At 58.5% G+C, this 24,043-nt stretch carries 24 protein-coding genes; 14 read left to right on the top strand and 10 right to left on the bottom strand.

The window, feature by feature from the left end; translation table 11 throughout:
• Positions 1–8 precede the first annotated feature (8 nt).
• From HNR03_RS11070 to trpE, 5 genes are all read left to right on the top strand, one after another.
• On the top strand, positions 9–833 hold the full coding sequence (locus tag HNR03_RS11070; protein WP_222588691.1) for an ABC transporter permease: 825 nt from the start codon (positions 9–11) through the stop codon (positions 831–833).
• 218 nt (positions 834–1,051) lie between these two features.
• Positions 1,052–2,200 carry an iron-containing alcohol dehydrogenase gene (locus HNR03_RS11065; protein WP_259153543.1) on the top strand — a complete coding sequence of 383 codons (1,149 nt, stop codon included), beginning with the start codon at positions 1,052–1,054 and terminating at the stop codon, positions 2,198–2,200.
• 92 nt (positions 2,201–2,292) lie between these two features.
• Positions 2,293–2,967: a ribulose-phosphate 3-epimerase gene (rpe, locus tag HNR03_RS11060; RefSeq protein ID WP_008035979.1), complete on the top strand. Its 675-nt coding sequence runs from the start codon at positions 2,293–2,295 to the stop codon at positions 2,965–2,967.
• A complete protein-coding gene (locus HNR03_RS11055; protein WP_222588689.1) occupies positions 2,964–3,782 on the top strand; it encodes a phosphoglycolate phosphatase in 819 nt (272 codons plus the stop codon). The genes rpe and HNR03_RS11055 overlap by 4 nt, the downstream gene beginning before the upstream one ends.
• Before the next feature lie 71 nt (positions 3,783–3,853).
• Positions 3,854–5,335 (top strand): anthranilate synthase component I, encoded by a 1,482-nt coding sequence (trpE, locus tag HNR03_RS11050; protein WP_259153542.1) that lies wholly within the window; start codon positions 3,854–3,856, stop codon positions 5,333–5,335.
• Between the two features lie 174 nt (positions 5,336–5,509).
• On the opposite strand, the gene estP is transcribed toward trpE, so the two are convergent.
• Complete coding sequence (gene estP, locus HNR03_RS11045; RefSeq protein WP_259153541.1) at positions 5,510–7,420, bottom strand: esterase EstP; 1,911 nt, start codon at positions 7,418–7,420, stop codon at positions 5,510–5,512.
• Positions 7,421–7,827: 407 nt separating this feature from the next.
• Here estP and HNR03_RS11040 point away from each other — a divergent pair, with 407 nt between their 5' ends.
• The 4 genes from HNR03_RS11040 to HNR03_RS11025 all read left to right on the top strand — a co-directional run bounded on the left by HNR03_RS11040 (position 7,828) and on the right by HNR03_RS11025 (position 11,176).
• Complete coding sequence (locus HNR03_RS11040) at positions 7,828–8,421, top strand: aminodeoxychorismate/anthranilate synthase component II (protein WP_090179158.1); 594 nt, start codon at positions 7,828–7,830, stop codon at positions 8,419–8,421.
• 9 nt (positions 8,422–8,430) lie between these two features.
• Positions 8,431–9,480 (top strand): anthranilate phosphoribosyltransferase, encoded by a 1,050-nt coding sequence (trpD, locus tag HNR03_RS11035; RefSeq protein WP_222588686.1) that lies wholly within the window; start codon positions 8,431–8,433, stop codon positions 9,478–9,480.
• On the top strand, positions 9,477–10,313 hold the full coding sequence (gene trpC / locus HNR03_RS11030) for an indole-3-glycerol phosphate synthase TrpC (protein WP_259153540.1): 837 nt from the start codon (positions 9,477–9,479) through the stop codon (positions 10,311–10,313). The genes trpD and trpC overlap by 4 nt, the downstream gene beginning before the upstream one ends.
• A 161-nt stretch (positions 10,314–10,474) precedes the next feature.
• Positions 10,475–11,176 carry a lipoyl protein ligase domain-containing protein gene (locus tag HNR03_RS11025; RefSeq protein WP_259153539.1) on the top strand — a complete coding sequence of 234 codons (702 nt, stop codon included), beginning with the start codon at positions 10,475–10,477 and terminating at the stop codon, positions 11,174–11,176.
• Positions 11,177–11,185: 9 nt separating this feature from the next.
• On the opposite strand, the gene crp is transcribed toward HNR03_RS11025, so the two are convergent.
• A complete protein-coding gene (gene crp, locus HNR03_RS11020) occupies positions 11,186–11,830 on the bottom strand; it encodes a cAMP-activated global transcriptional regulator CRP (protein WP_201116036.1) in 645 nt (214 codons plus the stop codon).
• Between the two features lie 228 nt (positions 11,831–12,058).
• Here crp and HNR03_RS11015 point away from each other — a divergent pair, with 228 nt between their 5' ends.
• Positions 12,059–12,481 carry an OsmC family protein gene (locus HNR03_RS11015; protein ID WP_007941657.1) on the top strand — a complete coding sequence of 141 codons (423 nt, stop codon included), beginning with the start codon at positions 12,059–12,061 and terminating at the stop codon, positions 12,479–12,481.
• A 239-nt stretch (positions 12,482–12,720) separates the two neighbouring features.
• Complete coding sequence (speD, locus tag HNR03_RS11010; protein ID WP_259153520.1) at positions 12,721–13,515, top strand: adenosylmethionine decarboxylase; 795 nt, start codon at positions 12,721–12,723, stop codon at positions 13,513–13,515.
• 66 nt (positions 13,516–13,581) lie between these two features.
• Here the strand turns inward: speD and coq7 are convergent, their stop codons facing one another.
• From coq7 to hemJ, 6 genes are all read right to left on the bottom strand, one after another.
• A complete protein-coding gene (gene coq7, locus HNR03_RS11005; RefSeq protein WP_090179176.1) occupies positions 13,582–14,229 on the bottom strand; it encodes a 2-polyprenyl-3-methyl-6-methoxy-1,4-benzoquinone monooxygenase in 648 nt (215 codons plus the stop codon).
• Between the two features lie 135 nt (positions 14,230–14,364).
• On the bottom strand, positions 14,365–14,703 hold the full coding sequence (locus tag HNR03_RS11000; RefSeq protein ID WP_047534088.1) for a histidine triad nucleotide-binding protein: 339 nt from the start codon (positions 14,701–14,703) through the stop codon (positions 14,365–14,367).
• 73 nt (positions 14,704–14,776) lie between these two features.
• Entirely contained in the window at positions 14,777–15,565 is a 789-nt protein-coding gene (locus tag HNR03_RS10995; RefSeq protein WP_090179182.1) for an SDR family oxidoreductase, read from the bottom strand.
• 61 nt (positions 15,566–15,626) lie between these two features.
• Positions 15,627–16,604 (bottom strand): DUF805 domain-containing protein, encoded by a 978-nt coding sequence (locus HNR03_RS10990; RefSeq protein ID WP_259153505.1) that lies wholly within the window; start codon positions 16,602–16,604, stop codon positions 15,627–15,629.
• A 92-nt stretch (positions 16,605–16,696) separates the two neighbouring features.
• Positions 16,697–17,665, bottom strand: a complete 969-nt coding sequence (locus HNR03_RS10985; RefSeq protein ID WP_259153503.1) for a nitronate monooxygenase family protein — start codon at positions 17,663–17,665, stop codon at positions 16,697–16,699.
• Positions 17,666–17,692: 27 nt separating this feature from the next.
• Positions 17,693–18,121, bottom strand: coding sequence for a protoporphyrinogen oxidase HemJ (gene hemJ, locus HNR03_RS10980; RefSeq protein WP_259153501.1), 429 nt, complete (start codon positions 18,119–18,121; stop codon positions 17,693–17,695).
• A gap of 135 nt (positions 18,122–18,256) precedes the next feature.
• Here hemJ and argC point away from each other — a divergent pair, with 135 nt between their 5' ends.
• The gene (gene argC / locus HNR03_RS10975; RefSeq protein WP_222588679.1) at positions 18,257–19,291 is read left to right on the top strand and encodes an N-acetyl-gamma-glutamyl-phosphate reductase; all 1,035 of its coding nucleotides are present in this window, start codon (positions 18,257–18,259) and stop codon (positions 19,289–19,291) included.
• Positions 19,292–19,459: 168 nt separating this feature from the next.
• Positions 19,460–19,810, top strand: coding sequence for an iron-sulfur cluster insertion protein ErpA (gene erpA, locus HNR03_RS10970; protein WP_007947969.1), 351 nt, complete (start codon positions 19,460–19,462; stop codon positions 19,808–19,810).
• Between the two features lie 67 nt (positions 19,811–19,877).
• Here the strand turns inward: erpA and HNR03_RS10965 are convergent, their stop codons facing one another.
• Positions 19,878–20,969, bottom strand: coding sequence for an anhydro-N-acetylmuramic acid kinase (locus HNR03_RS10965; protein ID WP_259153470.1), 1,092 nt, complete (start codon positions 20,967–20,969; stop codon positions 19,878–19,880).
• Positions 20,970–20,972: 3 nt separating this feature from the next.
• Entirely contained in the window at positions 20,973–22,403 is a 1,431-nt protein-coding gene (locus HNR03_RS10960) for a peptidoglycan DD-metalloendopeptidase family protein (protein WP_259153468.1), read from the bottom strand.
• 212 nt (positions 22,404–22,615) lie between these two features.
• On the opposite strand from HNR03_RS10960, the gene tyrS reads away from it, so the two are divergent.
• A complete protein-coding gene (gene tyrS, locus HNR03_RS10955; protein ID WP_259154155.1) occupies positions 22,616–23,815 on the top strand; it encodes a tyrosine--tRNA ligase in 1,200 nt (399 codons plus the stop codon).
• Positions 23,816–24,043 lie beyond the last annotated feature (228 nt).

The raw sequence follows: 24,043 nt of genomic DNA, 5'->3' as shown, positions 1-24,043 counted from the left end.
AGAATGAAATGCTGAGTCCTTATATGTCGCCCATCGAACGGGTGTGGTTCTACGGCTTGCGGATTCTCTGCGGTCTGGTTCTGCTGTTCCTGATTCTGCCGGTGTTGGTGATCATTCCGCTGTCGTTCAACTCCGGCAGCTTCCTGGTGTACCCGCTGCAAGGTTTTTCGCTGCACTGGTACCAGGACTTCTTCGCTTCGGCCGAATGGATGCGTTCGCTGAAGAACAGCATCATCGTCGCCCCGGCGGCAACGGTGCTGGCGATGTTCTTTGGCACATTGGCGGCGATCGGCCTGACCCGCGGCGACTTTCCCGGCAAGGCGCTGGTCATGGCGCTGGTGATTTCGCCGATGGTGGTGCCGGTGGTGATCATCGGTGTGGCGAGTTATCTGTTTTTTGCCCCGCTGGGATTGGGTAACAGCTTCTTCTCGCTGATCGTGGTGCATGCGGTGTTGGGTGTGCCGTTCGTGATCATCACTGTCTCGGCCACGTTGCAGGGCTTTAACCAAAACCTGGTGCGCGCCGCTGCCAGCCTCGGTGCTTCGCCCCTGACGGCGTTCCGCCGGGTGACGTTGCCGCTGATCGCGCCAGGTGTGATCTCGGGTGCGCTGTTTGCCTTCGCAACGTCGTTCGATGAAGTGGTAGTGACGCTGTTCCTCGCAGGTCCCGAACAAGCGACCTTGCCTCGGCAGATGTTCAGCGGCATCCGCGAAAACCTCAGCCCGACCATCGCCGCCGCCGCAACGCTGCTGATCGCTTTCTCGGTGATCCTGCTGCTGACCCTGGAATGGCTGCGTGGCCGCAGCGAGAAACTGCGCACCGCCCAGGTCTGATCCCCCCACAATGATCGTTCCCACGCTCCGCGTGGGAATGCCTCATTGGACGCTCCGCGTCCGCTCTTGGGACGCAGAGCGTCCCAGGCTGCATTCCCACGCGGAGCGTGGGAACGATCGGCAGTCGGGGCTCGGTCATTCACAGGCTGAATAGCAGACAAACGCCAATCCCCAGCTACTCTTGTGCCCAGCTCCCCTATTTATAAGAGGCTGCGCGCATGAGTCTTTCCTCTTTCAAAATCGCTCACAAACTGATCACCGGCGCTGGCGCCATCGAACAACTGGCTGCTGAACTGAACCGCCTGGACATCGACAACCCGCTGATCGTCACCGACGCCGCCCTGGTGAAATCCGGTACGGTCGAGCTGGCGCTGGCGCAGTTGGGCGATCGAACCTACGAAATTTTCGATCGTGTATTGCCGGACCCGGAAATCGCCATCGTCGAAGACTGCATGCGGGTTTACCGCGAAGGCGGGCACGACGGGCTGATTGGCCTGGGCGGCGGCAGCGCCATCGACATTGCCAAAAGTGTCGCGGCCTATGCCGGTTACCACGGTGCGCTGGAGGATTTGTTCGGCATCGATCAGGTGCCGCGCAAAGGCCCACCGCTGATCGCCATCCCGACCACGGCCGGTACTGGATCGGAAGTGACCAACGTTGCCATCCTCTCCGACAAGGTCGCACAGTTGAAGAAAGGCATCGTCAGCGACTATCTATTACCGGACGTCGCGCTGGTCAGTCCGCAAATGACCCTGACTTGCCCGCGCAGTGTCACCGCCGCCAGTGGCGTCGATGCGCTGGTGCATGCCATCGAATCCTACCTGTCACTCAACGCCTCGCCGATTACCGACGCGCTGGCCATCGGCGCGATCAAGCTGATCGCCAAGGCGCTGCCAAAGGCGTACGCCAACCCGTCCAACCTGCAAGCACGCGAGGACATGGCCACCGCCAGCCTGATGGCCGGCATGGCATTCGGCAATGCCGGTGTTGGCGCGGTGCATGCGCTGGCGTATCCGCTGGGCGGGCGGTTCAACATTGCCCACGGCGTGAGCAACGCCTTGCTCCTGCCATACGTCATGACATGGAACAAGATGGCTTGCGTCGAGCGCATGCAGGATATTGCCGAGGCCATGGGCGTGAAGACCGCTCATCTGAGCGCCACTGACGCGGCCGACAAAGCTGTGGAGGCGATGACCGAACTGTGCGCCGCAGTGGAAATCCCGTTGGGCTTGCGCAGCTTCGGCGTTCCCGAGGATGCGATTCCGGCGATGGCCGTGGAAGCGGCGGGGATTGAGCGCTTGATGCGCAACAATCCACGCAAATTGAGCGCGATTGATATCGAGAAGATCTACCGCGCGGCTTACTAGGGCCTGGCCCAATCATCGCGGTCACCGTGCGCGCGCCAAAGCATGAGGTATACAATGCGCGCCATCGTGATTCTGTTCAAAAAAGGTGCGTCATGCAGCCCTTCGTCATTGCTCCATCGATCCTCTCCGCCGACTTCGCCCGCCTGGGTGAAGAAGTGGACAACGTCCTGGCCGCTGGCGCCGACTTCGTGCACTTCGATGTCATGGACAACCACTACGTGCCGAACCTGACCATCGGCCCGATGGTCTGCGCTGCGCTGCGCAAGTACGGCGTGACCGCGCCCATCGATGCACACTTGATGGTCAGCCCGGTGGATCGCATCGTCGGCGACTTCATCGAAGCTGGCGCGACCTACATTACCTTCCACCCGGAAGCCACTCAGCACGTCGACCGTTCCCTGCAGTTGATCCGCGAAGGCGGTTGCAAGTCGGGCCTGGTGTTCAACCCGGCGACGCCGCTGGACGTGCTCAAATACGTGATGGACAAGGTCGACATGATCTTGCTGATGAGCGTCAACCCGGGTTTCGGCGGGCAGAAGTTCATTCCCGGCACCCTCGACAAACTGCGTGAAGCACGCGCGCTGATCGATGCTTCCGGCCGTGATATTCGCCTGGAAATCGACGGCGGCGTCAACGTGAACAACATTCGTGAAATCGCAGCGGCGGGCGCGGACACCTTCGTCGCCGGCTCGGCGATCTTCAATGCACCGAATTACCAAGAGGTAATTGAAAAGATGCGTTCCGAACTGGCGTTGGCTCGTCCATGAGTGGCTTTGAGCAGCTGTTCCCGGGGCGTCTGCCGCGGCTGGTGATGTTCGATCTGGATGGCACGCTGATCGATTCGGTCCCTGACCTCGCGGCGGCTGTGGATTACATGTTGCTCAAACTGGGGCGTGAGCCGGCCGGCATCGAATCGGTGCGTGAGTGGGTCGGCAACGGCGCGCCGGTGCTGGTTCGCCGTGCGCTGGCCGGTGGCATCGACCATTCGACCGTCGATGACGGTGAGGCCGAGGCCGCGCTGGAGATTTTCATGGAGGCTTACAGCCAAAGCCATGATCTGACGGTGGTGTACCCCGGTGTGCGCGACACCCTGAAGTGGCTGAACAAGCAGGGCGTGGAGATGGCGCTGATCACCAACAAGCCGGAGCGCTTCGTTGCGCCGCTGCTGGATCAAATGAAAATCGGCCGCTACTTCAAATGGATCATCGGCGGAGATACCTTGCCGCAGCAGAAACCCGACCCGGCTGCGCTGTTCTTTGTGATGAAAATGGCCAACATCCCGGCCTCGCAATCATTGTTTGTCGGCGACTCACGCAGCGACGTGCAGGCGGCGAAAGCCGCGGGCGTCAAGTGCGTGGCCCTCAGTTATGGCTACAACCATGGCCGGCCGATTGCCGAAGAATCGCCAGCGCTGGTGATCGACGATCTGCGCAAACTAATTCCCGGTTGCCTGGATCCAGCCGCTGAGATAACGTTGCCCGACGTTGCTCAATCCCCTTCTGGAAACGCCATCGTGGTGGTCACTCGCAAACTCTGGATGAAAGTCATCAAGGCCCTGGCCCGCTGGCGTTGGCGCGCCTGACTCGATTCTGGCCGGCTCGCCGGCGCGTTTGCATACCTGACTGTTAGCACCTCAAGCCACGAGGCTACCCCATGATCCGCGAAGAATTCCTGCGTTTGGCCGCTGCCGGCTATAACCGTATCCCGATGGCCTGCGAAACCCTGGCCGACTTCGACACGCCGCTGTCGATCTACTTGAAACTGGCCGACGAGCCCAACTCTTACTTGCTGGAATCGGTGCAGGGCGGGGAGAAGTGGGGCCGTTATTCGATCATCGGCCTGCCATGCCGCACCGTGCTGCGGGTTCACGATCACCACGTGAGCGTGACCCACGATGGTGTCGAGATCGAAAGCCATGATGTCGAAGACCCACTGGCATTCGTCGAAGCCTTCAAGGCCCGCTATAACGTGCCGACGATCCCGGGCCTGCCACGCTTCAACGGCGGGCTGGTGGGTTACTTCGGTTATGACTGTGTGCGTTATGTGGAGAAGCGTCTGGGCAAATGCCCGAACCCGGATCCACTGGGCGTGCCGGACATTCTGCTGATGGTGTCCGACGCGGTGGTGGTGTTCGACAACCTCGCGGGCAAGATGCACGCCATCGTTCTGGCCGACCCGTCGCAGGTCGAGGCTTTCGAGCAAGGTCAGGCGCGTCTCGAAGCGCTGCTGGAAAAACTCCGTCAACCGATCACGCCGCGCCGTGGCCTGGATTTCAGCAAGCAACAATCGGCTGATCCGGTGTTTCGCTCCAGCTTCACCCAGAACGATTACGAAAAAGCCGTCGACACCATCAAGGAATACATCCTGGCCGGTGACTGCATGCAGGTCGTCCCGTCCCAGCGCATGTCGATCGACTTCAAGGCTGCGCCGATCGATCTGTACCGGGCGCTACGTTGCTTCAACCCGACGCCGTATATGTACTTCTTCAACTTCGGCGACTTCCATGTCGTCGGCAGTTCGCCGGAAGTGCTGGTGCGGGTCGAAGACAACCTGATCACCGTACGCCCGATCGCCGGCACCCGCCCACGCGGGGCTAACGAAGAGGCCGACCTGGCGCTGGAAAAAGACCTGCTGTCGGACGACAAGGAAATCGCCGAGCACTTGATGCTGATCGACCTGGGCCGTAACGATACCGGTCGGGTGTCGGAAATCGGTTCGGTGAAGCTCACCGAGAAAATGGTCATCGAGCGTTATTCCAACGTGATGCACATCGTGTCCAATGTCACCGGCCAATTGAAGGCTGGGCTGACGGCGATGGACGCACTGCGGGCCATTCTGCCGGCGGGCACGTTGTCGGGCGCGCCGAAAATTCGTGCGATGGAAATCATCGACGAACTGGAACCGGTAAAGCGTGGCGTCTACGGCGGCGCGGTCGGTTACTTCGCGTGGAACGGCAACATGGACACCGCGATTGCGATCCGCACCGCGGTGATCAAGGACGGCGAACTGCACGTTCAGGCCGGTGGTGGAATCGTCGCCGACTCGGTGCCGGCGCTGGAATGGGAAGAAACCCTGAACAAGCGCCGCGCGATGTTCCGTGCCGTGGCCCTGGCTGAACAGACCCCGGACGCTTGAGTTCACGCAAAACTACCTGAGGGAGCGAGCCTGCTCGCGATGGCGATCTTTCAGTCAACATAGATGTTGAATGTTCCAGCCTCATCGCGAGCAAGCTCGCTCCCACATGGACTTTCATCAGCAAGAAAAAAACGCGGCGTCTGTGAGGGCACCGCGTTTTTTCTTGCCTGCGATCTAGAAGTCCAACGCAACCCCGACATTGATGCCTTGTTGAGTGAAGTCATCATCCTTGCGAATGTCGTAGCTGGCGCGCAATGACAGGTCCTTGGTGAGGTTATGGCTGACGCCCAGGTTCAAGCGGTTCAGGTTCGACTGCGGGGTATAACCGGCCAGGGTGTAGCGGATGTTTGGCAAGCTGTTGAGGTTCATCGTTACATTCTGGGTGTCGTCGTTGTACTCGCGCTCGTGGGCCAGTTCGCCAAACACTTGGGTTTGTGTGGTGATCTGGTATTTGCCCTGGATTCCGAGGCCAAGACGCCGGGAAATGCGTGACTGGTCGTCATAGGTCAGCGCTGTGGAGTCGGCGCCGTTTTCCGAGTAACCATTCACTTCAACTTTCGCGAAGTCCGCGCTCACGAATGGCGACAAGTGCCACGGGCTGCTTGCTTCTGGCGCGATGTCATAACCCAGGCGGCCGCTGATGGCGACCAGGTAACCGTCGGTGTCGCCTTTCTCCCCGCGTTCGTTGACCCCCAACTGGAATTTGCGTTTGAGACTGTCGTAGTCCAGATGCCCGGCCGTCAGCGCCGCGTCACCCCAAATACGATTCTGCTGGTATTGGGCGAAAGCGGTGCCCATGTAGGTGTTGAGCTTGTAATCCGAATCTTTATCGCCGGCTTCGAGTTTCTGGTTATAGAAGCCCGCCGCCAAGCCAACGCGCCATGCGTCGTTGAGTCGATAACTGCCACCGATGTTCACGTTGGCGCCATTACCGTCAGCGCTCGCACCACTGCGCTGGCTGTCGAAATCCTGGTGTTGGCCGCCGGCGGCGACAATCGCCCGCCATTGACCCACGCCTTGCCAATTTTCCCAATCGGCCAGCCACTGGTTGCGCAACTCATCCTGATGAGAACGCAACGTGCCCTGGGCCATTTGTGGCAGCAGGCTTGCTTCCCATGGCGCGGACAGCAGCGAGTAAGCGTAATCGGCAATCAAGCGTTGCCCGGCTTCGGTCGGGTGCACCGAGTCGTTGTAGATCAGTTTGGTCGGGTCCGGGGTAGCACTGTTGATGCCGTATCGGGCGTTCTCGGTGCAACTGTCGCCGCTGAAGCAGGTGGCGCTGAGGTTCTGGTCGGTGGCCAGGCCGAACTGGCCAGGGTTGGCAAACGTCTCTTTGAGCAGTACCGGAATGTTCAGCGGGATGATGTTGGCGTTGATGCCTTGCAGTCGGCTGACCAGTTCAGTGTTGAACTGGGAACTGAGCTGGGACGTGAAGGCCTGCAAGGGTGTGCCGTTGAAAGCCGGGGTAAAGCCAATGTCCGGCAGCAACCAGACCATGATGTAGCGGGCCCCGGCCTGTTGCAGGGTCTGCACGCTGCTGGCCAGGCGATCGGCGGCGGCGCTGGCTTGAGGCAGGCTGGTCACGCGCCCCTGCAGGAAGTCATTGCCGCCTCCCGAGAGGTAATACAGTGCATTCGGGTCGGCGCGGAAATTGTTCGACGGCAGATAGCCCGCACGGGTGCGTTCGCCGGTGTCGGCGGTGCTGGTGATCGAGTCGAGAATCTGGTCGGTGCGATAACCGCCGACGGCCCAGTTGTTGCCATCGGGCAGGCCTTCGCTGGCGCGTACCGCCGAGGATGATGACGCCGTCTGATCCGGCGAGAACCCCAGTTTCCCCCCAAGGACCTGCGTGGCGTTGAGCGAACGGACTTCGCCGCTGCCATCCAGATAAACCGGCCCCGTACGGTTGGTAAAGCGCTCTGTCGCCCCGGCAGGTCCGCCGGTATCGGCAAATGTGCCGGCGTCATTGAGGCTGTCGCCGAAAACGATGAAATTGGTGTAGGGATTAGGCGAGGCATTCGCCTGGGCGCAGGCCATCGCGAGCAGGCATCCTGCGAGTGGTACAAACAACGTCTGTTTGATCATGAGCAAGTCCGTTTTATTTATTGTTTTAGTAAACGAAACGACAGTACCAAAAACTTCCGGCGTTTTGCCATCGGTCGCGAACCCTTCGATTGTTTCGCGAGCTGTCACTCCGGCCATATTGCACGCTCTGCCCAGCTAAGTTACTGTGCCGAGACGTATGAATGAGACCTTCCCCGTGTTGATCATCAGCAAACTCCTGGATCAAGTCATCAAGGCACATGCCCGCTGGCGTTGGCGCGCCTGAATCTTTTCTGCCGGCCTGGCCGGACCTGTACCGCTTTGCCTTCTTCACCCGTTAGACATACCGCTTTGCTGGCGCATCCTGCGACAGACAAAGTGCAGGACGCTGCGGGTAATCGTTCGAAGGCTGTCTTAAAAGTCAGTGAATTCAAGAGGTTCTGAACGCCATGTTGCTGATGATCGATAACTACGACTCTTTTACCTACAACGTTGTGCAGTACCTTGGTGAGCTCGGCTCTCAAGTCAAAGTCGTGCGCAACGATGAACTCACCATTGCCGAAATCGAAGCCCTCAATCCTGAGCGTATCGTCGTGTCCCCCGGTCCGTGCACCCCGACCGAAGCCGGCATCTCGATCGAAGCGATCAAGCATTTCGCCGGCAAGCTGCCGATTCTGGGCGTCTGCCTCGGCCACCAGTCCATCGGCCAGGCGTTTGGCGGTGATGTGGTCCGTGCCCGTCAAGTCATGCACGGTAAGACTAGCCCGGTATTCCATGAGGACAAGGGCGTATTCGAAGGCCTCAATCGTCCGCTGACGGTAACGCGCTATCACTCGCTGATCGTCAAGCGCGAAACCTTGCCCGATTGCCTGGAGCTGACCGCCTGGACCCAGCTCGAAGACGGCTCGATCGACGAGATCATGGGCCTGCGCCACAAGACATTGAACATTGAGGGCGTGCAGTTCCACCCTGAGTCTATCCTCACTGAACAGGGCCACGAACTGTTCGCCAACTTCCTCAAACAAACCGGCGGCACGCGCTAAGGACTTTCCATGAATATCAAGACAGCCCTGAGCCGTATCGTCGATCAGCTCGACCTCAGCACCGATGAGATGCGCGATGTGATGCGCGAAATCATGACCGGGCAATGCACGGATGCGCAGATCGGCGCGTTCATGATGGCCATGCGCATGAAGAGCGAGAGCATCGACGAAATCGTTGGCGCCGTATCGGTCATGCGCGAACTGGCAGACAAGGTAGAACTCAAGACCCTCGACGGTGTAGTTGATGTCGTCGGCACTGGCGGCGATGGTGCGAACATCTTCAACGTGTCGACAGCTTCCTCTTTCGTCGTGGCGGCTGCCGGTTGCACCGTGGCCAAGCACGGTAACCGTGCGGTATCAGGCAAAAGTGGCAGCGCTGATTTACTGGAGGCGGCCGGTATCTACCTGAACCTGACGCCGGTCCAGGTGGCGCGTTGCATCGACAACGTCGGCATCGGTTTCATGTTCGCTCAGACCCATCACAGTGCCATGAAGTACGCTGCCGGTCCGCGCAAGGAGCTTGGCCTGCGTACCCTGTTCAACATGCTCGGCCCGCTTACGAATCCGGCCGGCGTGAAACATCAGGTGGTAGGCGTATTCAGTCAGGCGCTGTGCCGGCCATTGGCCGAAGTCTTGCAGCGTTTGGGCAGCAAGCACGTGCTGGTGGTGCACTCGAAGGATGGCCTGGACGAGTTCAGTCTGGCGGCACCGACGTATGTGGCAGAACTGAAGAATGACCAGATCACCGAATATTGGGTCGAACCTGAAGACCTGGGCATGAAGAGCCAGAGCCTGCATGGCCTGGCGGTAGAAAGCCCGGCGGCCTCCCTTGAGCTGATCCGCGATGCCTTGGGCAAACGCAAGACCGAATTTGGCCAGAAAGCCGCCGAAATGATCGTGCTCAATGCTGGTGCCGCGCTGTATGCCGCTGACCTTGCGACTAGTTTGAAAGAAGGCGTTGCCCTGGCGCACGATGCGCTGCACACAGGCCTCGCCCGAGAAAAACTCGAGGAATTGGGTGCATTTACCGCGGTATTCAAAGTGGAGAATGAGGGATGAGTGTACCGACGGTTCTGGAAAGCATTCTGGCTCGTAAAGTCCAGGAAGTTGCCGAGCGTAGCGCCCGTGTGAGTCTGGCGGAGCTGGAAAGCCTGGCCAAGGCGGCCGATGCACCCCGTGGTTTTGCCAAGGCATTGATTGCTCAGGCCAAGCTGAAACAGCCGGCAGTCATTGCCGAGATCAAAAAAGCATCACCGAGCAAAGGCGTGATTCGTGCGAATTTCGATCCCGCCAGCATTGCCAAGAGTTACGAGAAGGGCGGCGCAACCTGCCTGTCAGTGCTCACCGATGTCGATTTTTTCCAGGGCGCCGATGCTTATCTGCAACAGGCTCGGGCGGCGTGCAAACTGCCAGTGATCCGCAAGGACTTCATGATCGATCCGTACCAGATCGTCGAAGCCCGTGCCCTTGGCGCTGATTGCGTGTTGTTGATCGTCTCTGCACTGGACGATGTGAAGATGGCCGAATTGGCGGCCGTGGCCAAAAGCGTCGGCCTCGACGTGCTGGTGGAAGTGCACGACGGCGACGAGCTGGAGCGGGCCTTGAAAACCCTCAACACGCCGCTGATCGGCGTGAACAACCGTAACCTGCACACCTTCGAGGTCAATCTGGAAACCACCCTCGATCTGTTGCCGCGCATCCCTCGTGATCGTCTGGTGATTACCGAAAGTGGCATTCTCAACCGGGCCGATGTCGAGTTGATGGAAATCAGCGATGTGTATGCGTTCCTGGTCGGCGAGGCGTTCATGCGCGCCGAAAGCCCGGGTACCGAGTTGCAGCGCCTGTTCTTTCCTGAACGTGGTACTGCGGTGAGTGGTTCTACACTCGACTGATTACTCGTAGACCGAGTAGACCCCATCGCGAGCAGGCTCGCTCCTGCAGGATCTGATGTCAGCCACAAATTTTGTGGCTTGCCGGATCTAATGTGGGAGCGAGCCTGCTCGCGATGGCGGAAAAAGATGCGCCACAGAAAGACCGTTCTACGGGAACCTCTATGACTCTACCCACTGCACTGACTGTCGAAGCGGGCCTGCAAGCCGAGCAAGATCTGTTGGCCCATGTCTGCACCGGCGACTCGGACTTTGGCCTGCTGTTCTGGCAACCCAATGATCGAGCGCTGGTGATGCCGCGCCGCTTGAATCGTCTGCCAGGTTTCGAGGCCGCCTGTGAAGTCTCGGCAGCGGCCGGTTGGCCAGTGTTGCTGCGCGAAACCGGTGGTGAGCCAGTGCCGCAATCGGCATCGACCATCAATATCGCACTGGTCTACGCACCCCCGCGTCGTGAGGGCGATCAGAACCGGATCGAAACCGCTTATCGTCGACTCTGCGATCCGATTTGTCAGTTGCTCGATGAACTGGGCGGCGTTTCGTCCCTGGGCGAAGTGGATGGCGCGTTCTGCGATGGCCGTTTCAACGTCAACCTCGATGGTCGCAAGATGGTCGGCACCGCTCAGCGCTGGCGCCAGAGCAAGGGTGGGCAGCGTCCGGTGGGGTTGGTGCACGGCGCTTTGTTGCTCGATAACGAGCGAGAGTCGATGGTCGCAGCGGTCAATCGCTTCAATCAAGCGTGCGGTCTGGAGCAGCGGGTTCGCGCCGAAAGCCACATTGCCCTGCATGAGAAGTTCGCCGCGCCTGACGCATTGGAGCGGCTTGATGCGCTGTATCGCCAGTTGCTGGCAGACATGCTTGAAGCATGAGTTTTCGAGCTAGCGTGTACCGAAGACCACCATGGTCTTGCCTTTGACGTCCACCAGGTTGCGCTCTTCGAGATCCTTGAGTACGCGACCGACCATTTCACGTGAGCAGCCGACAATCCGGCCGATTTCCTGACGGGTCACTTTGATCTGCATGCCGTCCGGGTGAGTCATTGCGTCTGGTTGCTTGCACAATTCCAGCAGGCAGCGTGCGACGCGACCGGTCACATCGAAGAATGCCAGGTCGCCGACTTTGCGCGTGGTATTGCGCAAACGTTGTGCGATTTGTCCGCTGAGTACGTAAAGAATGTCTGGATCTTGCTGGGACAGCTCGCGGAATTTCGCGTAGCTGATTTCCGCCACTTCACATTCGATCTTGGCCCGCACCCAGGCGCTGCGTTCCTGTTCAAGCCCCGCTTGTTCAAACAGCCCCAACTCGCCGAAAAAGTCCCCGGAGTTCAGGTAGGCGATGATCATCTCGCGGCCGTCATCGTCCTCGATCAGGATCGTCACCGAGCCTTTGATGATGAAGAACAGCGTGTCCGAGCGATCGCCTGCACAAATGATGTTGCTCTTGGCCGCATAGCGACGGCGCTGGCAATGCATCAACAGCTTGTCGAGGTTCTTGATTTTGGGGGTTGGGGCAATAGCAACCATGGTTGTATCCCGAAAGGCTTCACGGTGTGTTTGGTTTTTTTATGAGTCGTAGGTTGCTGCAAAGCTGGCTATGCGCCAGCGAATTGGCGCCAGCTTAACAGACACTTCTGGCATTTTTCGAGAAATTACCTACTGCCCGGAAGGTTATGCCCTACAAACCCAGGGCGCTGTCAATCACGGGCCCTGTGCTAAGCTGGCGACCCTTTTTTATACAGTGGAGTCTTGGCGATGAAGGCACGCATCCAATGGGCTGGCGAAGCCATGTTCCTCGGTGAATCCGGTAGCGGTCATGTCGTGGTCATGGACGGTCCGCCCGATGCCGGCGGTCGCAACCTGGGTGTCCGGCCAATGGAAATGCTCCTGCTGGGTGTCGGCGGTTGCAGTAATTTCGACGTGGTCAGCATCCTCAAGAAGTCCCGTCAGGCCGTCGAAAGCTGTGAAGCCTTCCTCGAGGCTGAGCGTGCGACCGAAGACCCGAAGGTCTTCACCAAGATCCACATGCACTTTGTGGTCAAGGGGCGCGGGCTCAAGGAAGCTCAGGTCAAGCGCGCGATCGAGTTGTCTGCGGAGAAGTATTGCTCGGCCTCGATCATGCTCGGCGCGGCCGGCGTAGCCATCACCCACGACTACGAGATCATCGAACTCGGTTGATGTGACATTCAACTATCATAAAGGCAGTGCAGAATCTGACGATCTCAGTTTGACGTCTGCACGATGCGCCACTTTTTTCTGGGGCGTGGCCCGTCACCCGACAGGCCGCGCACCCGAACAGACAACCAAAATCGCCATCGCGAAGAGGTGTTAACCGTCCTACGCAGCTGCGTTGTTCGCATCTGACGGGCATGCTTGATCACGCGGCCCGGGCCGCAATACATAGAGAGTTTTTAACGGTGAAAAGCAAACTCAAGCTCCACGGGTTCAATAACCTGACAAAGACCTTGAGCTTCAATATCTATGACATCTGCTACGCGGAAACCCCGCAAGATCAACAGGCTTACGTCGAGTACATCAATGAAGAGTACAACGCGAAGCGCCTGACGCAGATCCTCACGGAAGTTGTCGATATCATTGGTGCCAACATCCTGAACATTGCCAGTCAGGACTATGACCCACAGGGCGCCAGTGTCACGATCCTGATATCGGAAGAGCCGGTGACCCCGACTGAAAGCCAGATCGAAGAGTCCCCGGGCCCGCTGCCCGAAATCATCCTGGCCCACCTCGACAAGAGCCACATCACAGTGCACACCTACCCGGAAATCCATCCGGTCGACGGTATTGCGACCTTCCGTGTGGACATTGATGTGTCGACCTGTGGCGTCATTTCACCGCTTAAAGCCCTCAACTTCCTGATTCACCAGTTCGATTCGGACATCGTGACCGTGGATTATCGCGTGCGCGGTTTCACCCGTGACGTTGAAGGCAAAAAGCACTTCATCGACCACGAGATCAATTCGATCCAGAACTACCTCTCCCAAGACACCCGCGACGCGTACCAGATGACTGACGTGAACGTGTATCAGGAAAACCTGTTCCACACCAAAATGCTGCTGAAGAACTTCGAACTGGACAACTACCTGTTCGGCGACGCGACCAGCAGCCTGTCCTCTGAGCAGCGCGCTCAGGTGACCGACCGTGTGAAACACGAGATGTTGGAAATCTTCTACGCGCGCAACATGTCGAGCTAAGATTTTCGAGCACAAAAAAAGGCGACTACCTCACGGCAGTCGCCTTTTTCATGGTCGGAATACAGGTCAGATTCGATAAGTGCTCTTGGTCATTACTTTGGCCAACAGACTCATCCCGAATTTCACCGGTGCCGGAAAGCGAAACCCTCCCGCATCCAGTGCGCTTTCTGCGTGATGTTCTTCATCGATACGCATCTGCTCAAGAATGGCCCGGGACTTCTCGTCCTCGGCCGGCAGTTGCTCAAGGTGTTCGTTCAGGTGCTTGCACACCTGATGCTCGGTCGCGGCCACGAAACCCAGGCTGACCTTATCGCTGATCAACCCGGCCACCGCGCCAATCCCGAATGACATGCCATAGAACAGCGGGTTGAGAATACTGGTGTGGCTGCCCAGTTGGTGGATGCGTTGCTCGCACCAGACCAGGTGATCGATTTCTTCTTCGGCAGCATGTTCCATCGCTGCACGCACGTGCGGCAGCTTGGCGGTCAGGGCCTGCCCCTGGTACAGCGCCTGGGCGCAGACTTCGCCGGTATGGTTGATGCGCATCAGACCGGCCACATGCCGGGTGTCTTCGTCGCTCATTTGCGCATCCGGCTGCACAATGGCAGGCGACGGACGGTACGGCTGGCCACTGAAGGGCAGCAAGGTACGCATCGCGGCATCGGCTTGCAGCAGAAGACGGTCAATCGGCGAGTAGTGACGTTGGGTAGTCATGCTGACCTCCGGGAAGAATCTCGGCGGCCAGTTTAACCCAATCGGCCGGGGAAGGTTTGCGCTGGGTCATTGTGAAGCAGGCGCATTGCGTTGAGCCCCTGTGGGAGCGGGGTTGCTCCCACAGGATAACTGCAATCAGCCCGGCGGCCAGTGCATCTGGCGCTGGCCGAGCACATGCATATGAATGTGATAGACAGTCTGCCCACCCAATTCATTGCAGTTCATGACCACGCGGAAACCGTCTTCGCAACCCAGTTCCTTTGCCAGGCGCTGGGCGGTGAACAGAATGTGCCCGGCCAATGCCTTGTCGTCCTCGGTGAGGTCGTTAAGGGTGCGCACCGGCTTTTTCGGAATGACCAGAAAATGCACCGGCGCCTGTGGGGCGATGTCGTGGAAGGCCAGTACCTGGTCGTCCTCGTAAATGATCTTGGCCGGGATTTCCCGGTTGATGATCTTGGTGAACAGAGTATCCACAGCTGTTTTCTCCGTTGTTTGGGCTGGCCTGAGTGTACTCATGGGTTATCCCCGAGCCCAGCCCTGCCTTTTGTCAGCGCGGGCAGTAGGCCTTGTTGACCATGCCGGCAATTGTGCGGTTCAACCAGCGAGAGCCGAGCCGTGGCAGAAACGCGCGCCAGCGGTTGCCTCGACCTGGAATGATGATCGCGCGATCTTTCTCCAGGGCCCGTACGGTATACAACGCTACTTCTTCCGGGCTCATCAGCATTTTACTGTCGGCCAGTTTGCCGGTATCCAGTTGCGCCGTACGGAAGAACCCGGTGCGAGTCGGGCCGGGGCAGAGCACCGAGACCTTCACCGCACATTTCTTCAGCTCGACGCGCAAGCCTTCGGAAAAGTGCAGCACATAGGCTTTGCTGGCGTAGTAAGTGCTCATCCACGGGCCGGGTTGGAATGCTGCCATTGAAGCGACGTTCAGAATCTGCCCGCCACCCTGCAAGGCCATGCTGTTGCCGATCGCATGGCACAAGCGGGTCAGCGCCAGGATGTTCACTTCGATCAGGTCCTGTTCGGTCATCCAGTCCTGGGCCAGGAATGGACCGCAAGTGCCGATGCCGGCGCAGTTGACCAGCAAATCGATCTGCCGGTCACCTTCTTCCAACTCCAGCAGAAACCCCGACAACCGCAAGGGTTCGCCGAGATCGCAGGCGCGAAACAACACTTCCACGCCAAACCGTTGAGTCAGTTCAATCGCAATACTTTCCAGCTGATCACGCTGTCGGGCCACCAGAATCAGGCTGCGGCCGCGCCGGGCCAGCGCTTCGGCCATCGCCAGGCCGATGCCGCTGGAAGCGCCAGTGATCAGAGCGTAACGGGTCATGCAGTTCTCCATCGCAACAGCTCCGCGCCGGCGACGCAGTGTCACGGGCGGGGAGCGCTGTTCATTCTTTTGCAGAGTCTACAGGGGCCGGGGCTTCTTCGGCTTCATCGTCTGCGGAATCGGGTACTTGTTCAGCCTCTGCGGCGGGCTCGACTTCAACGTCTTCGGTGGTGACCGAGCTGCTGTCATAGCTGGTTTGGGCGGCGTTTTCGTACTCGTTCTGAATGGCGGTGATGCCGCCGGCCAATGCGCCAATCAGAATGAGCGCGATAAACACGACCCAAAGCGAAGACAGGACCTTGACCGCCGTGCTGTTAGGCGGAGGCGGTGCGCCGTAGCGATTGGCGATGTTGGTGCCTGGCACGACCATGATGACCAGCGGAAAGAAGCTGCCCACGAACGGTACGAGGTTCAACAGCCAGAGCCAGCCGGACCAGCCGATGTCATGCAGGCGCTGAACACTGAACTGAACGCTGACGACTGCCAAGGCGATGAACAGGATAAAAGCAACCAGGCCACCAAGAATAAGGCCTGCGGTGGAATCGGCGCTGATGATGGCAAAGGCGAAAATTGCCAATACCGAGCCGACGGCCAACGTCACCAGCGTCAGGGCCATCGTCCAGGCGAGATAACGCAAGCGGCCGATGCGGCCTTCGATGCTGAAAGGCTTGAGCGTCGCGTAAGCGGGCAGGCTTTCGCCGACAGTGGACCGAGGCGGGGCGTACGGGGAGGCCGGGTCGGTGAAGACCGGCTGGCTGTTCACGGGAGGGTGTTCATGAGCGTCAGCCAGGTTCAGCTCGATGGACGGCTCGCTTTCGATCCGCGCATCAATGCCGGTTTTCTTCAGGGCCTGCAGGTAAGTTTGCGCGTCGGTGTTCGACAGGCCTTGTTTGAGCGTAACCGATTTGCCGGTGAACAGCCGTTCGACGGCAGCGACCTCGCTTTTGTACAGCGCGGCCAGATTCAGTTTGGCAGTTGTGAGGTCAATACCTGGCAGCAAAGCGCCGTCGAATACGATCTTGAAACGGTTGTCGCTCATTGCGAGGCATCCTTGTCGCGAATAATTGAGTGTTAAGACGTTGCAGGTGTTAAGTGTAAGGCCAGCCAGGGCGGGCTGGCCAAGCTTTCATTTCAGCGCGGCCAGCGTTTTGGCAACTGTGCTGCCAGTTCCAGTGCCTTGCGGTATTCGGCGTCCAGCCGTGCGACCAATTCATCGACACTGGGCAAATCGTCGATTTCGCCGACACCCTGGCCTGCGGACCATACGGTTTTCCAGGCTTTGGCTTCATCGTTCAACGGTTTGAGCTTGGAGCCGAAATCCACTTCACCTTTGGCCTGCAGCGCCTTCATGTCGAAACCGGCAGCTTCCAGGCTTTGGCGCATGAAGCTCGCCGGTACGCCCGACACCGCTGGAGTATGAATGATGTCAGCGGCTCTGGATGTCAGCAGCATCTCCTTGTAGGCGTCAGGGGCATGACTTTCAGTGGTGCCGATAAATCGCGTACCGAAGTAGGCCAAATCCGCACCGAGCAATTGTGCCGCGAGAATCTCGTGGCCGTGGTTGAGGCAGCCGGCCAGCAGCAAGGTCTTGTCGAAGAACTGGCGGATCTCGGCAATCAATGAGAACGGGCTCCAGGTCCCGGCGTGCCCACCGGCGCCGGCGGCCACGGCGATCAAACCGTCGACCCCGGCCTCGGCCGCTTTCTCGGCATGACGACGGGTCGTTACGTCGTGAAACACCAGGCCGCCGTAGCCGTGGACGGCATCGACCAGTTCTTTCACGGCGCCGAGGCTGGTGATCACGATCGGTACTTTGTGCTCGATACAGATCGCCAGGTCGGCTTGCAGTCGAGGATTGCTGTTGTGGACAATCAGGTTCACAGCGTAAGGCGCCGGGTTCTCCAGTGTCGCCAAGCCTGCTTCGATCTCCTCCAGCCAGGCCTTGAAGCCGCTGCTCTCGCGCTGGTTCAGCGCGGGAAAGCTGCCAACCACGCCATTACGACAGCAGGCGAGGACCAGTTGCGGGTTCGAAATCAGGAACATCGGCGCTGCCACCACGGGCAATCGCAAACGTTGTTCGAGCAAAGCGGGCAGCGACATTGGAAGTACCCCGGTGAGTTGTGCTTATTAGAACGGCCGAACGACGACCAGAATGACGATAGCCAGCAATATCAGAACCGGCACTTCATTGAACCAGCGATAAAAGACATGGCTGCGGGTGTTCTCGCCACGGGCGAAGCGTTTTACCTGTGCGCCGCACATGTGGTGGTAGCCGATCAGGATGACCACCAGGGTCAGTTTGGCGTGAATCCACGCACCCGAACTGAAGATGCTTGGGTTAAGCCAGATCAACGCAATACCGAAAACCAGGGTGGCAATCATCGCCGGTCCCATAATGGCGCGGTACAACTTGCGTTCCATGAGGCTGAAGCGTTCCTTGCTGACGCTGTCCTCGCTTTGTGCGTGATAAACAAACAGGCGCGGTAGATAAAACAGGCCGGCAAACCAGCAGACCATGCTGACGATGTGAAGCGCTTTGAGCCACAGATAAAGCATTTTTGGTTATTCCCTAGTTCACGGTAGTCCGGATAGTAGAGGCTTGTTCGGCCGCACGTCACCTAAGCGGTTGTCGCAGGGCCGCGCGGCCCCTATTATCGACGGCTTTCCAGTGGGTTCGTTGAGGGCAGGTTTATGGTCAAGGTCGGTATCGTCGGCGGCACGGGTTACACCGGTGTCGAACTGCTGCGTCTGTTGGCACAGCATCCGCAAGCAGAAGTGGTCGTGATCACTTCCCGATCCGAGGCCGGTCTGGCCGTGGCTGATATGTATCCGAACCTGCGAGGCCATTACGACGGCCTGGCATTCAGTGTTCCGGACATCAAGACACTGGGCGCTTGCGACGTGGTGTTCTTCGCCACGCCACACGGTGTTGCCCATGCGCTGGCCGGCGAGTTGCTGGCGGCCGGCACCAAGGTCATCGACCTGTCGGCGGACTTCCGTCTACAAGACTCTGCGGAGTGGGCCAAGTGGTACGGCCAGCCGCACGGCGCGCCGGAGCTGCTGGAAGAAGCGGTCTACGGCCTGCCGGAAGTCAATCGTGAGCAGATCAAGGACGCTCGGCTGATTGCCGTGCCGGGTTGCTACCCGACCGCAACGCAATTGGGTTTCCTGCCATTGCTCGAAGCGGGTCTGGCCGACACCACGCGTTTGATCGCTGATTGCAAATCCGGTGTGAGCGGTGCAGGGCGTGGTGCTTCGGTGGGCTCGCTGTACTCCGAAACATCGGAAAGCATGAAGGCCTATTCCGTGAAAGGGCATCGTCACTTGCCGGAAATCCGCCAGGGTCTGCGTCGCGCAGCGGGCAAGGACGTGGGTCTGACCTTCGTTCCGCACCTGACGCCGATGATTCGCGGTATTCATTCGACGCTCTACGCCACCGTCGTGGATCGCTCAGTGGATCTGCAAGCGTTGTTCGAGAAGCGCTATGCCAATGAACCGTTCGTCGACGTTATGCCGGCTGGCAGCCACCCGGAAACCCGCAGCGTGCGCGGTGCCAACGTTTGCCGTATTGCCGTGCATCGTCCGCAGGATGGTGATCTGGTGGTGGTGTTGTCGGTGATCGATAACCTGGTCAAAGGCGCGTCGGGTCAGGCGGTGCAGAACATGAACATCCTGTTTGGCCTGGATGAACGTCTGGGCTTGTCCCATGCGGGCATGCTGCCGTAAGGCGTTATCTCGCACAGCAAAAAGGCCCGTCTGACGGGCCTTTTTGTATTTCGGGCTGACAAATGTGTTTATTGATATACCGTAACAATAGTTGACCAATTTTCTAGGAGAAGCGGATAATGCGCGTCATCACGCATTATGGCGGCGTAACGCCGGGAGATAGTTAGCATGAGCGTCGAATCCTTCACCCCCACGGCTTTGCAATTCACCCACGGTGCCGCGCACAAGGTGAAGAGCCTGGTCGATGAAGAGGGGAATGATCGCTTGAAGCTGCGCGTATTCGTTACGGGCGGTGGTTGTTCAGGTTTTCAATACGGCTTTACCTTCGATGAAGAAGTGGCCGATGACGACACCATCGTCGAGCGCGAAGGTGTGAGCCTGGTGGTCGATCCGATGAGCTTCCAGTACTTGGCGGGTGCCGAGGTGGATTATCAGGAAGGTCTGGAAGGTTCGCGTTTCGTGATCAAGAACCCGAACGCCAGCACTACCTGTGGCTGCGGCTCTTCGTTCTCGATCTGATCGCGTTTTACGGCTTTATCAAGCGCCGCATGGCCTCTGGGCTTTGCGGCGTTTTGCTGTGTGGCGTTTATGCCGGGTAGATAGCGCCGAGTACCCGCAGGCCTCGGGCGCCAGTGACGCTTGGGCGATTGGCGGCAATGCCTTCCAGGCAGCAATGCGCCAGCCAGGCAAAGGCCATGGCTTCGACCCAATCCGGGTCCACCCCGTGCGTTGCGGTGCTGCTGACCTTCGCGTTTGGCAACAGGGTTGCCAAACGGCTCATCAGCGTAGTGTTGTGCGCGCCACCGCCACAGACCAGCAGTTCCTGAGTGTCCGACTGGGCGTGTTGCAGTGACTCGATGATGGTCAGTGCGGTCAGTTCAAGCAGTGTTGCCTGCACATTCTCGGCGGCAAAGGTTGGCAGTTTCGAAAGATGCTGCGTCAGCCATGGCAAGTTGAACACTTCGCGACCGGTGCTCTTTGGGCCTTTGGTGACGAAAAACGGATCACTCAGCAATTCGTTCAGCAGAATCGGTTCGACCTTGCCGCTGGCAGCCCATTGACCGTCGCGATCAAAGTTGTCGCCCCGCTGTTGGTGAATCCAGGCGTCCAGCAGGACATTACCCGGACCGCAGTCGAAACCAGCTACTGGTTTACCGGGCTCAATCAGGCTGAGGTTGCTGAACCCACCTACGTTCAATACCGCGCGGTTGCCTGCGTGCTCTTCAAACAAAGCTTCGTGAAAGGCAGGGACCAATGGGGCGCCTTGTCCGCCAGCCGCAACATCACGGCTGCGGAAGTCGCTGACCACTGTAATGCCGGTCAGCTCGGTCAGCAGGGCAGGGTTGCCGATCTGTACCGTGAAGCCGCGCGCCGGCTCGTGGCGGATGGTCTGCCCATGACTGCCAATCGCGCGAATGTGTTCAGGCTTCAGGTTCTGTTGGTCGAGGAGAGCATGAATGCCCTGTGCTGCCAGTTTCACCCAGTTCTGCTGGGCAATGGCAGAGCGGGCGATCTCGTCCGGGCCGCTGGCGCACAAGCCAAGCAGCTCGGCTCGCAGGGAATCGGGCATGGGGGTGTAGTGCGTGGAGATCAGATTGATCGCCGGAGTCAGCTCGATCAGTGCAATGTCCAGGCCGTCGAGGCTGGTCCCGGACATCACACCTATATAGAGCGTCATGGCTTAGCGCTTGCTCGAAGCCAGCATGGTGGCCTTCTCTTGGTCCATGCGTGCCATCAGTGGTTGGCTCTGGGCCAGGAAACGCGCGCGTTCAGCTTTTGCGATCGGATCGGCCATCGGCAGCTTCTGGCCCAGCGGGTCTACGTGCACACCGTTGACCTGGAACTCGTAGTGCAAGTGCGGACCGGTGGAGAGGCCTGTTGTACCGATGTAGCCAATCACCTGGCCTTGCTTGACGTTGCCGCCAGTCTGCACGCCTTTGGCGAAGCCCTGCATGTGGCCGTACAGCGTCCGGTAGGTGTTGCCGTGCTGGATGATCACGGTATTGCCGTAGCCGCCACGGCGACCGGCCAACAACACTTTACCGTCGCCTGCCGCCTTGATCGGCGTGCCGCGCGGCGCTGCGTAGTCAACGCCTTTGTGGGCGCGGATTTTGTTCAGGATGGGGTGTTTGCGGCCCATGGAAAACTTCGAGCTGATGCGGGCGAAGTCTACCGGGGTGCGGATGAATGCCTTGCGCATGCTGTTGCCATCAGCGGTGTAGTAGCTGCTGTTGCCTTGTTTGTTGGTGTAACGCACGGCGGTGTACGTCTTGCCGCGGTTGGTGAAGCGTGCGGAGAGGATCGGGCCGTTGCCGACAGCTTTGCCGTTGACGACTTTCTGCTCATAGATCACGTCGAACTCGTCACCCTGGCGAATATCCTGGGCGAAGTCGACGTCATAGCCAAACACGCTGGCCATGTCCATGGTCAGGCTGTGCGACAGGCCGGCGCGCGCGGCAGACTGCGACAGCGAGCTGTTGATCACGCCATGAACGTAGGCAGAACGCACGGTAGGCTTGGCGGTAATTCGATTGAACGTGTAGCCCTTGTCGTTCTTGGTCAAGGTGATGCTTTCGAGGTCGCTGACCTTACTGTGCAAGTTGGTCAACTGGCCATCGGGGTTGAGTTCGAATTCGAGCTTCTGGCCGTGTTTGAGCTGGCTGAACTGCTTGGCTTGCTTGTCGCTGGCCAGGATTTCATGCACGGAGGCGGCAGGGAGCCCGACTTTCTCAAACAATGTGGAAAGCGTATCGCCTTTGCCAACGATCACTTCCCTATGGTTTGGCGCCTTCTTTGTTTCGGCGGCGTGTGCAGGTGCCGGGGCAGGTGCGGCCTGGGCGGTTTCCTGAGTGTCTTCGGCGCTGTTTTCGATCTGCGCGAATGGGGAGACTGCTGGCTCATTTGTGGCTTGAGCGGCTTCAGCAGCGTCTTGATCTTGTGTCAGTTGTTCAGCAGGGCTTTCCAGTTCAAGACTCAGGGTCGTCTTTTTGGCTTCTACATCACTGGAAGGGAATACCAGAAGCGCCAGGCTCAATAGAGCGGCGATACCACTTGCGGCTAGCAGGTGGGTCTTCGGGTAAAGCGGGGGCGCTTTAGACGATTCTTTGGTCATAAGTAATTTTTGACTTTGAAAAAGATGAATTGGAAAAGATGAATGACATGATGAAGATGAAATAACTGTATAAAATATAACCAAATCATCTCTGAAGCAAGTCCGCGGACGCTCTGTCATCGGATTGGCGCCATTGCGCCGGTCAAACTTTGTATTTGACGCGTGATCTTGTATGGTTGGTTCCCTTTGAATTCGAGCCTTGCGGGTCTGTTATGAAGTCGGTTGAAGAGCAGCTAGCGCTGATTAAACGTGGTGCGGAAGAACTGTTGGTCGAGTCCGAGCTGATCGAAAAGCTCAAGCGTGGCCAGCCACTGCGTATCAAGGCGGGCTTCGATCCGACTGCGCCGGATTTGCACCTGGGTCATACCGTGCTTATTAATAAGCTGCGCCAGTTCCAGGAACTGGGGCATCAGGTGATCTTCCTTATAGGTGACTTCACCGGGATGATCGGCGATCCGAGCGGCAAGAGCGCTACGCGGCCTCCGCTCACTCGCGAGCAGGTTCTCGAGAATGCCGAGACCTACAAGACTCAAGTCTTCAAGATTCTTGATCCGGCCAAGACCGAAGTGGCGTTCAACTCCACCTGGATGGATCAGATGGGGCCGGCGGACTTCATTCGTCTGACCTCGCAATACACCGTGGCTCGGATGCTGGAGCGCGACGACTTCGACAAGCGCTACACCACCAATCAGCCAATCGCCATTCACGAATTTCTCTATCCGCTGGTTCAGGGTTATGACTCGGTCGCATTGCGCGCGGATGTCGAGCTGGGCGGTACCGATCAGAAGTTCAACCTGCTGATGGGGCGTGAATTGCAGCGCGGCTATGGTCAGGAAGCTCAATGCATTCTGACCATGCCGTTGCTCGAAGGTCTGGATGGCGTGAAGAAGATGTCCAAGTCCTTGGGCAACTACGTCGGGATCCAGGAAGCGCCGGGTGTCATGTACGGCAAGCTGGTTTCTATTCCGGATGCTTTGATGTGGCGTTACTTCGAGTTGCTTAGCTTCCGGTCCATGGACGAGATCAATGCGTTCCGTGCCGATGTAGAGGCGGGCGCCAATCCGCGCGATATCAAGATCAAGCTGGCTGAAGAGATCGTTGCGCGTTTCCATGGTGAAGAGGCTGCGGCCAATGCGCATCGTGCGGCGGGTAACCGTATGAAGGAAGGTGAGTTGCCGGATGATCTGCCGGAGATTGAATTGACTGCGGCGGAAGACATGCCGATCGCTGCTGTCCTTAATAAGGCAGGCCTGGTCAAGAACTCGGCTGTTGCGCGAGATCTTCTGGGTTCTGGTGGTGTGCGTATAGATGGTGAGGTTGTCGATCGCTCCTTTATATACGTACTGGGCGCGACCCATGTTTGTCAGGCCGGAAAGAAGGCATTTGCGCGTATTACGCTCAAACCTGAATAAAGCTGAAAATAGGTGTTGACGGCAGATTCCAGAAGTCTATAATTCGCCCCACTTCCGGCGCAGTCGAAACGGAAAACTCCTTGTTAAACAAAGAGTTACGCGGTTTTCGGCAGCGAGTTGCTTCAGGTCATCAAAGCCCAGAAGGAGTCGGTAAGGCAGGTGGGTTTGGCCTTATGGACGTTTCGATCTTCTCGGTCGAAAGCGGAGAAAAAGAGGTGTTGACAGCAG

Origin of the sequence: Pseudomonas sp. JAI111 (assembly GCF_024809425.1) — a bacterium.
Classification (GTDB): domain Bacteria; phylum Pseudomonadota; class Gammaproteobacteria; order Pseudomonadales; family Pseudomonadaceae; genus Aquipseudomonas.
Note: the sequence above shows the minus strand (reverse complement) of the source record. Positions and strands in the feature narration are given on the sequence as shown.

Bases quoted from the DNA above. Each gene is read 5' to 3' on its own strand.
- HNR03_RS11070 (WP_222588691.1), top strand. From the start codon at position 9: ATGCTGAGTCCTTATATGTCGCCCATCGAACGGGTGTGGTTCTACGGC.
- HNR03_RS11065 (WP_259153543.1), top strand. From the start codon at position 1,052: ATGAGTCTTTCCTCTTTCAAAATCGCTCACAAACTGATCACCGGCGCT.
- rpe (WP_008035979.1), top strand. From the start codon at position 2,293: ATGCAGCCCTTCGTCATTGCTCCATCGATCCTCTCCGCCGACTTCGCC.
- HNR03_RS11055 (WP_222588689.1), top strand. From the start codon at position 2,964: ATGAGTGGCTTTGAGCAGCTGTTCCCGGGGCGTCTGCCGCGGCTGGTG.
- trpE (WP_259153542.1), top strand. From the start codon at position 3,854: ATGATCCGCGAAGAATTCCTGCGTTTGGCCGCTGCCGGCTATAACCGT.
- estP (WP_259153541.1), bottom strand. From the start codon at position 7,420: ATGATCAAACAGACGTTGTTTGTACCACTCGCAGGATGCCTGCTCGCG.
- HNR03_RS11040 (WP_090179158.1), top strand. From the start codon at position 7,828: ATGTTGCTGATGATCGATAACTACGACTCTTTTACCTACAACGTTGTG.
- trpD (WP_222588686.1), top strand. From the start codon at position 8,431: ATGAATATCAAGACAGCCCTGAGCCGTATCGTCGATCAGCTCGACCTC.
- trpC (WP_259153540.1), top strand. From the start codon at position 9,477: ATGAGTGTACCGACGGTTCTGGAAAGCATTCTGGCTCGTAAAGTCCAG.
- HNR03_RS11025 (WP_259153539.1), top strand. From the start codon at position 10,475: ATGACTCTACCCACTGCACTGACTGTCGAAGCGGGCCTGCAAGCCGAG.
- crp (WP_201116036.1), bottom strand. From the start codon at position 11,830: ATGGTTGCTATTGCCCCAACCCCCAAAATCAAGAACCTCGACAAGCTG.
- HNR03_RS11015 (WP_007941657.1), top strand. From the start codon at position 12,059: ATGAAGGCACGCATCCAATGGGCTGGCGAAGCCATGTTCCTCGGTGAA.
- coq7 (WP_090179176.1), bottom strand. From the start codon at position 14,229: ATGACTACCCAACGTCACTACTCGCCGATTGACCGTCTTCTGCTGCAA.
- HNR03_RS10995 (WP_090179182.1), bottom strand. From the start codon at position 15,565: ATGACCCGTTACGCTCTGATCACTGGCGCTTCCAGCGGCATCGGCCTG.
- HNR03_RS10990 (WP_259153505.1), bottom strand. From the start codon at position 16,604: ATGAGCGACAACCGTTTCAAGATCGTATTCGACGGCGCTTTGCTGCCA.
- HNR03_RS10985 (WP_259153503.1), bottom strand. From the start codon at position 17,665: ATGTCGCTGCCCGCTTTGCTCGAACAACGTTTGCGATTGCCCGTGGTG.
- hemJ (WP_259153501.1), bottom strand. From the start codon at position 18,121: ATGCTTTATCTGTGGCTCAAAGCGCTTCACATCGTCAGCATGGTCTGC.
- argC (WP_222588679.1), top strand. From the start codon at position 18,257: ATGGTCAAGGTCGGTATCGTCGGCGGCACGGGTTACACCGGTGTCGAA.
- erpA (WP_007947969.1), top strand. From the start codon at position 19,460: ATGAGCGTCGAATCCTTCACCCCCACGGCTTTGCAATTCACCCACGGT.
- HNR03_RS10965 (WP_259153470.1), bottom strand. From the start codon at position 20,969: ATGACGCTCTATATAGGTGTGATGTCCGGGACCAGCCTCGACGGCCTG.
- HNR03_RS10960 (WP_259153468.1), bottom strand. From the start codon at position 22,403: ATGACCAAAGAATCGTCTAAAGCGCCCCCGCTTTACCCGAAGACCCAC.
- tyrS (WP_259154155.1), top strand. From the start codon at position 22,616: ATGAAGTCGGTTGAAGAGCAGCTAGCGCTGATTAAACGTGGTGCGGAA.